General features: G+C 39.1%; 15 protein-coding genes. 14 read left to right on the top strand and 1 reads right to left on the bottom strand.

The features are described 5' to 3' along the window. The 13 genes from HMPREF1117_RS09190 to HMPREF1117_RS09130 form a co-directional block, all read left to right on the top strand. The coding region (locus HMPREF1117_RS09190) for an LPXTG cell wall anchor domain-containing protein (RefSeq protein ID WP_000552141.1) at positions 1-457 on the top strand (457 nt) is incomplete at its 5' end. A gap of 164 nt (positions 458-621) precedes the next feature. After that, positions 622-912, top strand: coding sequence for a 30S ribosomal protein S6 (gene rpsF, locus HMPREF1117_RS09185; protein WP_001151782.1), 291 nt, complete (start codon positions 622-624; stop codon positions 910-912). Positions 913-923: 11 nt separating this feature from the next. Continuing rightward, positions 924-1,394 carry a single-stranded DNA-binding protein gene (locus HMPREF1117_RS09180; RefSeq protein ID WP_000609590.1) on the top strand — a complete coding sequence of 157 codons (471 nt, stop codon included), beginning with the start codon at positions 924-926 and terminating at the stop codon, positions 1,392-1,394. A gap of 31 nt (positions 1,395-1,425) precedes the next feature. After that, positions 1,426-1,665: a 30S ribosomal protein S18 gene (rpsR, locus tag HMPREF1117_RS09175; RefSeq protein WP_000068662.1), complete on the top strand. Its 240-nt coding sequence runs from the start codon at positions 1,426-1,428 to the stop codon at positions 1,663-1,665. A 199-nt stretch (positions 1,666-1,864) separates the two neighbouring features. After that, a complete protein-coding gene (locus HMPREF1117_RS09170) occupies positions 1,865-2,368 on the top strand; it encodes a GNAT family N-acetyltransferase (RefSeq protein WP_004244450.1) in 504 nt (167 codons plus the stop codon). 81 nt (positions 2,369-2,449) lie between these two features. After that, positions 2,450-3,850 carry a bifunctional Cof-type HAD-IIB family hydrolase/peptidylprolyl isomerase gene (locus HMPREF1117_RS09165; protein ID WP_000338957.1) on the top strand — a complete coding sequence of 467 codons (1,401 nt, stop codon included), beginning with the start codon at positions 2,450-2,452 and terminating at the stop codon, positions 3,848-3,850. A 1-nt stretch (position 3,851) separates the two neighbouring features. Continuing rightward, positions 3,852-4,208, top strand: a complete 357-nt coding sequence (locus HMPREF1117_RS09160; RefSeq protein ID WP_029693176.1) for a S1 RNA-binding domain-containing protein — start codon at positions 3,852-3,854, stop codon at positions 4,206-4,208. Between the two features lie 57 nt (positions 4,209-4,265). Then, positions 4,266-5,012, top strand: a complete 747-nt coding sequence (locus HMPREF1117_RS09155; protein WP_000392504.1) for a tRNA1(Val) (adenine(37)-N6)-methyltransferase — start codon at positions 4,266-4,268, stop codon at positions 5,010-5,012. Beyond that, positions 5,002-5,289, top strand: a complete 288-nt coding sequence (locus HMPREF1117_RS09150; RefSeq protein ID WP_000349619.1) for a GIY-YIG nuclease family protein — start codon at positions 5,002-5,004, stop codon at positions 5,287-5,289. Before HMPREF1117_RS09155 ends, HMPREF1117_RS09150 begins: the two co-directional genes overlap by 11 nt. 81 nt (positions 5,290-5,370) lie before the next feature. Continuing rightward, positions 5,371-6,306: a manganese-dependent inorganic pyrophosphatase gene (locus HMPREF1117_RS09145; protein ID WP_000036064.1), complete on the top strand. Its 936-nt coding sequence runs from the start codon at positions 5,371-5,373 to the stop codon at positions 6,304-6,306. Positions 6,307-6,391: 85 nt separating this feature from the next. After that, positions 6,392-6,904, top strand: coding sequence for a YiiX/YebB-like N1pC/P60 family cysteine hydrolase (locus HMPREF1117_RS09140; protein ID WP_000890292.1), 513 nt, complete (start codon positions 6,392-6,394; stop codon positions 6,902-6,904). Beyond that, positions 6,888-7,538, top strand: coding sequence for a DUF1803 domain-containing protein (locus tag HMPREF1117_RS09135; RefSeq protein ID WP_000581305.1), 651 nt, complete (start codon positions 6,888-6,890; stop codon positions 7,536-7,538). The genes HMPREF1117_RS09140 and HMPREF1117_RS09135 overlap by 17 nt, the downstream gene beginning before the upstream one ends. A 100-nt stretch (positions 7,539-7,638) precedes the next feature. After that, positions 7,639-7,830 carry a CsbD family protein gene (locus tag HMPREF1117_RS09130; protein ID WP_000051183.1) on the top strand — a complete coding sequence of 64 codons (192 nt, stop codon included), beginning with the start codon at positions 7,639-7,641 and terminating at the stop codon, positions 7,828-7,830. A 46-nt stretch (positions 7,831-7,876) separates the two neighbouring features. Here the strand turns inward: HMPREF1117_RS09130 and HMPREF1117_RS09125 are convergent, their stop codons facing one another. Next, positions 7,877-9,322 (bottom strand): UDP-N-acetylmuramoyl-L-alanyl-D-glutamate--L-lysine ligase, encoded by a 1,446-nt coding sequence (locus HMPREF1117_RS09125; RefSeq protein WP_000590324.1) that lies wholly within the window; start codon positions 9,320-9,322, stop codon positions 7,877-7,879. 104 nt (positions 9,323-9,426) lie between these two features. Between HMPREF1117_RS09125 and HMPREF1117_RS09120 the strand changes: the two genes are divergently transcribed. Further along, positions 9,427-11,049, top strand: coding sequence for a putative polysaccharide biosynthesis protein (locus HMPREF1117_RS09120; RefSeq protein ID WP_000064068.1), 1,623 nt, complete (start codon positions 9,427-9,429; stop codon positions 11,047-11,049). The last annotated feature ends 83 nt before the right edge of the window (positions 11,050-11,132 follow it).

The raw sequence follows: 11,132 nt of genomic DNA, 5'->3' as shown, positions 1-11,132 counted from the left end.
TATCCCAGGTCAACCAACTACTCCAATCAAATATCCAAACGATCCAGCAGATCCAACAAAACCTGGAAGTGATAGACCGGTATTACCATACGTACCAGGATATACACCAGTTGATGGAAATGGACAACCACTTAAACCAGTAGATCCAAACGATCCAACAAAAGGATATATTGTGCCAGAAATTCCAACTAATCCTGGCCAAGATACACCAATCAACTATGTAGCTAATCCAAAACCAGTAAATCCAGGAGATAATACTCCAACTGACCAAGCTCCAATTCCAAATTCTGAAGAAAAATCTACTAAGAAGATGAATTCAGAAACACCTGAATACATGGAAGGTAAACGTGAACTTCCAAATACAGGTACAGAATCTAATGCTAGTCTTGCAGCACTTGGACTTCTAGGAGCTTTAAGTGGATTCGGATTTCTTGGACGCAAGAAAAAAGAAGACTAAAATGAGTTAGTTTTTAAGAAGATGATTCGTCATCTTCTTTTTTAATTTAGAGTGTTTTTACTTGCCTTAAAAATGATTTTCTAGTATAATAGTTTATTGTGAGCGAACCTCACTTACCCCTTGCAAAGACTTGGGGTCATTAGACCAAAAGGAGGAACATATCAATGGCTAAATACGAAATTCTTTATATTATTCGTCCAAACATTGAAGAAGAAGCTAAAAACGCTTTGGTAGCACGTTTTGACTCTATTTTGACTGACAATGGTGCAACTGTTGTTGAATCAAAATCATGGGAAAAACGTCGTCTTGCATACGAAATCCAAGATTTCCGTGAAGGACTTTACCACATCGTTAACGTTGAAGCAAACGACGATGCAGCTCTTAAAGAGTTTGACCGTCTTTCAAAAATCAACGCTGACATTCTTCGTCACATGATCGTCAAACTTGACGCTTAAGAAGGTAGATTATGATTAACAATGTTGTACTTGTAGGGCGTATGACACGTGACGCTGAGTTACGTTATACTCCATCAAATGTCGCAGTTGCGACTTTTACTCTTGCAGTAAACCGTACATTTAAGAGTCAAAATGGTGAACGTGAGGCTGATTTCATTAATGTCGTTATATGGCGTCAGCAAGCTGAAACTCTGGCTAATTGGGCTAAAAAAGGCGCTCTTATCGGAGTGACAGGACGAATCCAGACTCGTAGTTACGATAACCAGCAAGGACAACGTGTCTACGTGACGGAAGTTGTAGCTGATACTTTCGAAATGTTAGAAAGTCGTAGTGTGCGTGAGCGACAATCTGGTGGTTCATATAACCAACAAAGCCAAAATTATTCTGCACCTACAAATTCAGTACCAAACTTTTCACGTGATGAAAATCCATTTGGAGCAACCAATCCTTTGGATATTTCAGATGATGATTTACCATTCTAATGGACAACTAAAATTATAAAGGAGAAAAAACATGGCTCAACAACGTCGTGGCGCATTCAAACGCCGTAAAAAAGTTGATTACATCGCAGCAAACAAAATTGAATATGTTGATTACAAAGATACTGAGCTTCTTAGCCGTTTCGTTTCAGAACGTGGGAAAATTCTTCCTCGTCGTGTAACAGGAACTTCAGCTAAAAACCAACGTAAAGTAACAACAGCTATCAAACGTGCTCGCGTAATGGCTTTGATGCCTTTCGTAAACGAAGATTAAAGAAAAGACCCGGTTGGGTCTTTTTTTCACGAGCTTTGAAATGAGAGAGCGAGTTGGGGTCCAGTGGACCTCTTTTTCATGAGCCCGGAAATAAGAAAGCGAATTGAGACTCGGTTGGGTCTTTTTTCACGAGATCGTTTTTTTCTGACCTTGGCGTGCTATAATGGTAATAAAAAGAGTAAAGGTGGGTAAGTCAAAGATGAATTGTACGATTAGAAATATGATTAAGTCTGATATTGAATCCTTATCTCATGGATTTATGAATCAAGGTTGGCCTGGTAGAGAGGAAATTTTGGCTAGATATTTTCTGGAACAGGAAAGTGGGGAGAGAGAAGTCTTAGTTGCAGAGATTGATGGTGCTGTAGCGGGCTACGTTACCATTTTGCCCTCTGCTAAACATGGTCCTTTTGCAGAAGTCTATCCAGAATTATCAGATTTTAATGTGTTTGAGCCTTTTCGAAATCAAGGGATTGGGAATCAACTGCTAGAAGAAGCAGAAAAACGAGTCAAGTTTGTTTCGAGTAAGGTCACTCTTGGTGTAGGTTTGCACTTAGGCTATGGCCCTGCCCAGAGATTGTATATCAGACGGGGCTACATTCCAGATGGGACAGGTGTTTGGTATAGAAATCAACCCTTGGAAATGAATGCAACTAGCCAAAATAATGATGATTTGGTTTTGTATCTAGTAAAGGAATTCGGATAAGAGACAAGGATTTTATTGGGGATGTGGGATTTCTCTACTTTATGGTATAATGGAAAGAGTTAGATTGAAAGAGGTAGTGAGATGGATGCGAAAATAAAATACAAGGCAAAGAAGATTAAGATTGTCTTTTTTGATATTGATGATACATTACGGAATTCTAAGACGGGTTTTATTCCAGCTTCAATCCCAACTGTTTTTAAGCAATTACGTGAGAAAGGAATTTTGACAGGTATTGCTTCTGGACGAGGAATTTTTGGTGTCGTTCCGGAGATTCGTGATCTCAAGCCTGACTTTTTTGTGACCTTAAATGGGGCCTACATTGAAGATAAAAAAGGTCAGGTTATTTATCAACATCAGATTGAGAAGTCAGATGTTGAGGAGTATATCTCTTGGGCCAAGCAAGAGGGAATTGAGTATGGTTTGGTTGGGAGTCATGATGCCAAGTTGTCGACTCGCACCTATATGATTAGTGAAGCGATTAATCCAATTTACCCTGATTTGGATGTGGATCCCGATTTCCACGAGAAAGAGGACATCTATCAGATGTGGACTTTTGAAGATAAAGGAGATGACTTGCACTTGCCTAACAGTCTCTCTGACAAACTTCGCATGGTTCGTTGGCATCAACATTCGTCTGATATTGTGCCGATTTCAGGCTCCAAAGCGACCGGGGTGGAAAAGGTTGTGGAACATCTTGGTTTGAAGCCAGAGAACGTCATGGTCTTTGGAGATGGGCTGAATGACTTGGAACTCTTTGACTATGCTGGAATCAGCGTAGCTATGGGAGTTTCACATGAAAAAATCAAAGAAAAAGCAGATTATATTACAAAAACATTAGAAGAAGATGGCATTTTTGATGCCTTAGAAGGATTTGGTATGGTAGAAAAAGAATTGCATTTCCCACAAGTAAATATTGAAGTAACAGAAGGTCCTATCGCGACTATTAAGACCAATCACGGAGACTTGCGTATCAAGCTTTTCCCTGAACATGCTCCTAAAACAGTGGCTAACTTTGTTGCGCTTTCAAAAGATGGTTACTATGATGGTGTCATTTTCCATCGTATTATCAAGGACTTTATGATCCAAGGTGGAGACCCAACTGGAACTGGTATGGGTGGCGAGTCAATCTACGGCGAATCATTTGAGGATGAATTCTCAGAAGAACTTTACAATATCCGTGGAGCCCTTTCTATGGCCAATGCTGGTCCAAATACCAACGGTAGCCAGTTCTTTATCGTGCAAAATCAACACCTGCCTTATTCTAAAAAAGAGATTGCTCGTGGTGGATGGCCTGAACCGATTGCAGAAATTTATGCAGAACAAGGTGGAACTCCTCATCTAGACCGTCGTCACACTGTTTTTGGTCAGTTAGCTGATGAAGCTTCTTACGCTGTCTTGGATGCTATTGCTGCTGTTGAGACAGGAGCTATGGACAAGCCAGTTGAAGATGTTGTGATTGAAACAATTGAAATCGAGGACTAAGATGAAAATCGGTGATAAACTAAAGGGTCGTATAACAGGGATTCAGCCTTACGGAGCCTTTGTTGAGCTAGAGACAGGTGATACGGGCCTGATTCATATTTCAGAGATCCGAACTGGATTTATTGAAAATATCCATGAAACTATAAAAATAGATGACGAAGTTCAAGTGCAGGTTGTTGATCTAGATGAATTTAGTGGCAAGGCAAGTCTGTCTATACGAACTTTAGAAGAAGAAAAACATCAATTTCCGAGACGGAGACGTTTTTCGAGTGATCGCGTTCATTACGGTTTTGCGCCCTTGGAGCGAATGATGCCTATCTGGACTCGTGAAGCTCTTCAACATCTGAAGAAGAAGTAATAGATAGGAATTTCTTTATTGTTTGTGATGTTAATATAAATTTGTTATAATAAAACTATGGAAGAACAATTATTAAAAGAAGGAGAGAGAATCAATCAGCTCTTTTCGACAGATATCAAAATCATTCAAAATAGAGAAGTTTTTAGCTATTCAGTAGATAGTGTTCTCTTGTCACGATTTCCTCGCTTTCCCAAAAGGGGACTTATTGTAGATTTTTGTGCGGGGAATGGAGCAGTGGGGCTTTTTGCCAGTACTCGAACTCAGGCGCAGATACTTTCTGTAGAAATTCAGGAGCGGTTGGCAGATATGGCGGAACGTTCCGTTCGATTAAATGGTTTAGAAGAGCAGATGCAGGTCATTTGTGATGACTTGAAAAATATGCCTTCTCGAATACAGGGAAGTAAGGTAGATATGATTTTGTGTAATCCTCCTTATTTTAAGGTAGATCCCCATTCCAACCTCAATGAAAGTGAACATTATCTTTTGGCCAGACATGAGATAACAACTAATCTAGAAGAGATTTGTCGTAGTGCCCAAAGTATTCTCAAATCAAATGGACGTTTGGCTATGGTGCATCGTCCTGATAGACTTTTAGATATTTTAGAAATGTTAAAACAACATAACTTAGCTCCTAAACGTTTACAATTTGTATATCCTAAACGAGAGAAGGAAGCTAATATGCTTTTAATAGAAGCGATTAAAGATGGTTCCATGAATGGTTTTAAGGTTTTACCGCCCCTGTTTGTCCATAATGACGATGGATCTTATACTCCAGAACTTGAAGAGATTTACTATGGATCATAAGGCTTATATGTATGTAGTCGAGTGCTGTGATGGTTCCTATTATACAGGTTATACAACAGATGTAAAAAGACGTATAGCAGTCCATAATAGTGGTAAGGGTGCCAAATATACCAGAGCTCGCCTCCCAGTCAAACTCATTTATGCTGAAGGATTTACTAGTAAGGCAGAAGCTATGTCAGCTGAAGCTCTTTTTAAACAGAAAAATCGTCAGTCTAAAGAAAGTTATATTAGGGAAAAGAAAGGAGCGAATCTGGTTATTTTTTTAAAAAAAGAGTGAGGGGTCCTTTGACTCCTCTTACTTTTGTCAAAAAAGGAAAAAAATGCTACAATAAAGAGAATAAAGAAACGAGGTATTATCATGTCTAAGATTCTAGTATTTGGTCACCAAAATCCAGACTCAGATGCCATTGGGTCATCTGTAGCTTTTGCCTACCTTGCAAAAGAAGCTTATGGTTTGGATACAGAAGCAGTCGCTCTTGGAACACCAAATGAAGAAACAGCCTATGTCTTAAATTATTTTGGTGTAGAAGCACCTCGCGTCATCACTTCTGCTAAAGCTGAAGGTGCTGAGCAAGTTATCTTAACTGACCACAATGAATTCCAACAATCAGTTTCAGATATTGCTGAAGTGGAAGTCTATGGTGTCGTAGACCACCACCGTGTGGCAAACTTTGAAACAGCTAGTCCACTTTATATGCGTTTGGAACCAGTTGGATCTGCATCTTCTATTGTTTACCGTATGTTTAAAGAACACGGTGTAGCAGTTCCTAAAGAGATTGCTGGTTTGATGCTTTCTGGTTTGATTTCAGATACTCTTCTTTTGAAATCACCAACTACACATCCATCTGATACAGTTATTGCTCCTGAATTGGCTGAATTGGCTGGTGTTAACTTGGAAGAATATGGTTTGGCTATGCTTAAGGCTGGTACAAACTTGGCAAGTAAATCTGCTGAAGAATTGATTGATATTGATGCTAAGACTTTTGAATTAGCTGGAAATAATGTCCGTGTTGCTCAAGTCAATACTGTGGATATTGCAGAAGTCTTGGAACGCCAAGCTGAAATCGAAGCAGCTATGAATGCGGCTAATGCTTCAAACGGCTACTCTGACTTTGTATTGATGATTACTGACATTGTGAACTCAAACTCAGAAATCCTTGCTCTTGGATCAAACATGGATAAGGTAGAAGCAGCATTTAACTTTAAACTTGAAAACAACCATGCCTTCCTAGCTGGTGCCGTTTCACGTAAGAAACAAGTAGTTCCTCAGTTGACTGAAAGTTTCAACGCTTAATTGTTTGATGGAAGACTAGAACAGGAAAATACTATTTTCCAAATATCTAAAGGAGTTTCAGCTCCTTTTTTTCTAGGAGTGAAGCATGTTAGAAAAGGGCGATTTGATTTTTGTGAGAGATGATTCGGACCTGGGACAGGCTATCCAGTCTTCAACAGGTAACTATAACCATGTTGCCATTTATTTGGATGGTATGATTTACCATGCTAGTGGACAGGCTGGTGTTGTCTGTCAAGAACCGGCAGGATTCTTTGAGCCAAATCACTTATATGATATCTATGTCTACTCAGAAATGGATATCCAATCTGTGAAGGAAAGAGCTTGTAAACATCTTGGGGCACCCTACAATGCTTCTTTCTATCCAGATGGACATGGTTTCTACTGTTCCCAGTATATAGCAGAAATTTTGCCTATTTTTGAGACTATACCCATGAAGTTTGGAGATGGTAATCAGGAAATTAGTGATTTTTGGAAAACTTATTATCGAGAACTTGACCTTCCTGTACCTCTGAACCAGCAGGGGAGCAATCCCAGTCAGTTGGCAGCATCGCCACTGTTAGAATGTAAAGAAAGGAATCTTCATGATTCATATTTTTAATCCATCTCGTTTTACGAGACAGCCATTTTTTGGAGAATTGATCCGCTATCTGGAACAGCATGATGATGTGATTCTACGTGAAATTAAGGCCCGGTTTCCAGATGTAGCTGTTGATAAACTCATGGAAGAATATATAAAGGATGGCTTGATTATACGGGAAAATAAGCGTTATTACCTCAATCTACCTATGCTTGAATCGCTAGACTCACTAGAACTTGACCAAGAGATTTTTGTTAGCGAAGATAGTCTGATCTATCAAGCTTTGTTGGAACAGAGTTTTGAGACGGAATTACGAAATCAAACCAATGCTGCTATTTTAGTTGAAAAGACGGACTTTGCGAGGTTAAAAATGACCCTGTCTAATTATTTCTACAAGGTCAAACATCAGTATCCTTTGACAGAAAAACAGCAGGAACTCTATGACATTTTGGGTGACGTCAATCCTGACTATGCTCTCAAGTATATGACTACATTTTTACTTAAATTCCTCAAAAAGGCCCAACTGATGCATAAACGTCCTGATATCTTTGTTGATAGTTTAGTGATTTTGGGTTATATTGTGCAAAATGATCAAGGGAAATATGAGTTGCTTGCTGATTTTGATAAGGATAACTTGACCTTTTATCTTCCCTAACTTTAAATTCTAAGCATATAGTTTGACTTTCCTAAATATTGAGTATAAACTAGTTGTAAACGATAACATATATCGTAATAAAATAAAAGGAGACAAAAAGATGTCACTTGAAAACAAATTGGAACAAGCAACAGGCGCTATCAAAGAAGGATTTGGTAAAGTTACTGGAGATAGCAAGACTGAAGCAGAAGGAGCTGTAGAAAAGACAGTTGCTAAGGCAAAAGAAGTAGTTGAAGATGCTAAAGATGCTGTAGAAGGTGCTGTAGAAGGTTTGAAAAACGCTTTTAAATAAAGATAGAAAAAATCAAGGGTTTCATTTCCCTTGATTTTTTTCTATCTTATAAATAATGTTCTGCGACGGCTGCATCTCCTAGATAGGTTTCTTTCTTGCCTTGGACGATTTGGTAGCAATCGGCTCCCTTACCGGCAATAATGACAGCATCTAATTCGTGATTTGTGATAGCCATAGCTGCCTTGATGGCATCTTTTCGATCCGCAATTTTTTCAACGGGATGATTGATGTAGCTACTAATTTCATCTGCAATGGCCATTGGGTCTTCATAGTTGGGGTCATCAGCAGTCAGAAAGACTTGAATCTCAGGATGTTGATTGAGGAGGTGGCCAAAGTCCTTGCGACGACTTTCTCCCTTATTTCCTGTCGAACCTAACACCAGAGCAATCTTTCCTGTTTGATGAGTCTCTACAACCTTGATTAGTTTTTTCAGACTATCCCCATTGTGGGCATAGTCGATGAAAACCTTGGCTCCGTTTTTCTGGGTGAGGACTTCCATACGACCAGGAACGCGGGTTACTGCGATTCCTTTTTTGATGTTCTCAAGTCTAGCTCCGAGGCGAAGGCAGGCAAGTCCAGCAGCAACGGCATTTTCCTGGTTAAAATGTCCAATCAGTTGAATGTCATAGTTTCCAGCTAGTTTTCCTGTAGTTGAAAAGCTAAAGGCCTTGGAATTCTCAATTTGATTGCAAGACTTGCTACCATAGAAATCATGGTCTTGATGTTCAACTTGTTCTTTCAAGACAGAGAAGTGGTCCATGTCACTGTTAATGACAACTGCTCGGCTATTTTTCATCAGGAGACGTTTGTGGTAGAAGTAGTCTTCAAAGCTAGGGTGTTCAATTGGGCCGATATGGTCTGGACTGATATTGAGAAAGACACCGACATCAAAGGTGAGACCATAGACACGATTGACCAGATAGGCTTGACTTGAGACTTCCATGATGAGGTGGGTACGGTCATTTTGCACAGCTTGATTCATCATGTCAAAGAGGTCGATACTCTCAGGAGTGGTCAATGCAGACTTAAAGAAAGTTTTACCATCTAGAGTTGTATTCATGGTCGAGAGCATAGCAGGTCGATGCCCTTGAGATAAGATGTTATAGGCGAAATAAGCTGCCGTTGTCTTACCCTTGGTTCCAGTAAAGGCAAGGAGTTTGAGTTTTTCCTGTGGATTTCCATAGAATTCCATAGCTACCAAACTCATTGCTTTCTTGATATCACTGACGATAATGGCAGGAATACCAACTTCATAATCCTGCTCAGCCACGTACCAACCGAGACCTTGAGAGATGGCAGAGATCAGAAATTCCTTCTTAAAAGCAGCTCCCTTTACGAAAAAGAGGCTATTTTCTTTGGCTTTACGGCTATCGTAACAGATGTTTGAAAAATCGACATCCATGTAGTTGTAGTGATAATATCCCTGTTTGATAATCTCGCGGAAGAGACCATCTTTCTTTAAAATATCTAATACGGTTTCAATCTTTATCATACTTTCTATTGTAAACCGAAAGTCTGAATTTTACAAGTAACAAGGAAAAGTTTATAATGGAAGGTAAGAAACATTTCTAGTTAATAAAAGTGAATGAGGAAGTTATGTCTAATGAACACAATCACCAGCAGGCCCAGATGTTACGCGGGACTGCTTGGCTTACAGCTAGTAACTTTATCAGCCGCCTTTTGGGGGCTATTTATATCATCCCCTGGTATATTTGGATGGGGACTTATGCCGCTAAGGCAAATGGCCTCTTTACCATGGGCTACAATATCTATGCTTGGTTCCTATTGATTTCAACTGCAGGAATACCTGTTGCAGTTGCTAAGCAAGTAGCTAAGTATAATACCATACAAGCGGAAGAGCATAGTTTCTCTCTAATTCGTAGTTTTTTGGGATTTATGACTGGACTCGGTCTGTTTTTTGCCTTGATTTTGTATCTGTTTGCTCCTTGGATGGCTGATTTGTCTGGTGTAGGTCAAGATCTTATCCCGATTATGCAGAGTTTGGCTTGGGCGGTTTTAATATTTCCTTCTATGAGTGTTATCCGAGGCTTTTTCCAAGGGATGAGCAACCTCAAACCTTACGCCATGAGTCAAATCGCTGAGCAGGTGATCCGTGTCATCTGGATGTTGGTGGCTACCTATATGATTATGAAAATGGGTTCAGGGGATTATTTAGCAGCAGTCACCCAATCCACTTTTGCAGCCTTTGTAGGTATGGTTGCTAGTTATGCTATTTTGATTTATTTTCTTGCCAAGGAAGGCTTGCTCCAAAGCGTCTTTAAAAAAGGGGAAAAGATAGATAGCAAGCGTCTATTGATTGATACCATTAAAGAAGCAATACCCTTTATTGTCACAGGATCTGCCATCCAGCTTTTCCAAATCCTAGACCAGTGGACTTTTATCAATAGTATGACCTGGTTTACAAATTATAGTAAAGAAGACTTGGTTGTCATGTTTTCTTATTTTTCTGCCAATCCCAATAAAATCACTATGATTTTGATATCTTTAGGTGTTTCAATAGGAGGTGTTGGAATCCCCCTTTTGACCGAAAACTATGTCAAAGGTGACTTAAAGGCGGTATCTAGATTAGTCCAAGATAACCTTATCATGCTTTTATTGTTTTTATTACCTGCGACAATAGGGATGGTGATGGTCAGTGAACCTCTTTATACAGTCTTTTATGGTAAGCCAGATAGTTTAGCTTTAGGTTTATTTATATTTGCGGCTTTGCAGTCAACCATTTTAGGTCTATATACGGTCTTGTCACCGATGCTTCAGGCTATGTTCCATAATCGTAAGGCGGTACTTTATTTTGTTTATGGTTCAATTGCTAAATTGCTCTTACAGATACCAAGTATCTACCTATTTCAAAGTTATGGACCATTGATTTCAACGACAATCGGTCTTGCTATTCCTATTATTTTGATTTATCGTGAAATTTGTCAGATAACGGGTATGAGATCGAATGTGCTTTATAAAAGAACCATTCTCATTAGTTTATTAACTCTGACCATGTTTCTTGTTGTTGGATTTTTGCAGTGGATTTTGGGATTTTTCTTCCAACCAAGTGGTCGATTGTGGAGTTTTGTCTATGTAGCGCTTGTTGCTATTTTAGGGGGAAGTCTCTATGGAGTTATGAGTCTTCGTACTCATTTATTGGATAGAGTTATTGGGAAAGCACAGGCTGACCGTTTAAGAGTAAAATTTAGATTAACTTAAAAATATTTTATAAATAAAAGGGATAATTTGAACATTTCTATCAAGAAATGCTTAAATTATTCTCTTTTTTATTAATTTGTATT

Source organism: Streptococcus sp. SK643, assembly GCF_000259505.1.
Taxonomy (GTDB): Bacteria; Bacillota; Bacilli; order Lactobacillales; family Streptococcaceae; genus Streptococcus.
This window is presented reverse-complemented; position numbering and strand designations above follow the sequence as displayed.

What these genes read in the sequence shown, in the direction of transcription:
- rpsF (WP_001151782.1), top strand. Translation starts at nt 622, where the DNA reads ATGGCTAAATACGAAATTCTTTATATTATTCGTCCAAACATTGAAGAA.
- HMPREF1117_RS09180 (WP_000609590.1), top strand. Translation starts at nt 924, where the DNA reads ATGATTAACAATGTTGTACTTGTAGGGCGTATGACACGTGACGCTGAG.
- rpsR (WP_000068662.1), top strand. Translation starts at nt 1,426, where the DNA reads ATGGCTCAACAACGTCGTGGCGCATTCAAACGCCGTAAAAAAGTTGAT.
- HMPREF1117_RS09170 (WP_004244450.1), top strand. Translation starts at nt 1,865, where the DNA reads ATGAATTGTACGATTAGAAATATGATTAAGTCTGATATTGAATCCTTA.
- HMPREF1117_RS09165 (WP_000338957.1), top strand. Translation starts at nt 2,450, where the DNA reads ATGGATGCGAAAATAAAATACAAGGCAAAGAAGATTAAGATTGTCTTT.
- HMPREF1117_RS09160 (WP_029693176.1), top strand. Translation starts at nt 3,852, where the DNA reads ATGAAAATCGGTGATAAACTAAAGGGTCGTATAACAGGGATTCAGCCT.
- HMPREF1117_RS09155 (WP_000392504.1), top strand. Translation starts at nt 4,266, where the DNA reads ATGGAAGAACAATTATTAAAAGAAGGAGAGAGAATCAATCAGCTCTTT.
- HMPREF1117_RS09150 (WP_000349619.1), top strand. Translation starts at nt 5,002, where the DNA reads ATGGATCATAAGGCTTATATGTATGTAGTCGAGTGCTGTGATGGTTCC.
- HMPREF1117_RS09145 (WP_000036064.1), top strand. Translation starts at nt 5,371, where the DNA reads ATGTCTAAGATTCTAGTATTTGGTCACCAAAATCCAGACTCAGATGCC.
- HMPREF1117_RS09140 (WP_000890292.1), top strand. Translation starts at nt 6,392, where the DNA reads ATGTTAGAAAAGGGCGATTTGATTTTTGTGAGAGATGATTCGGACCTG.
- HMPREF1117_RS09135 (WP_000581305.1), top strand. Translation starts at nt 6,888, where the DNA reads ATGATTCATATTTTTAATCCATCTCGTTTTACGAGACAGCCATTTTTT.
- HMPREF1117_RS09130 (WP_000051183.1), top strand. Translation starts at nt 7,639, where the DNA reads ATGTCACTTGAAAACAAATTGGAACAAGCAACAGGCGCTATCAAAGAA.
- HMPREF1117_RS09125 (WP_000590324.1), bottom strand. Translation starts at nt 9,322, where the DNA reads ATGATAAAGATTGAAACCGTATTAGATATTTTAAAGAAAGATGGTCTC.
- HMPREF1117_RS09120 (WP_000064068.1), top strand. Translation starts at nt 9,427, where the DNA reads ATGTCTAATGAACACAATCACCAGCAGGCCCAGATGTTACGCGGGACT.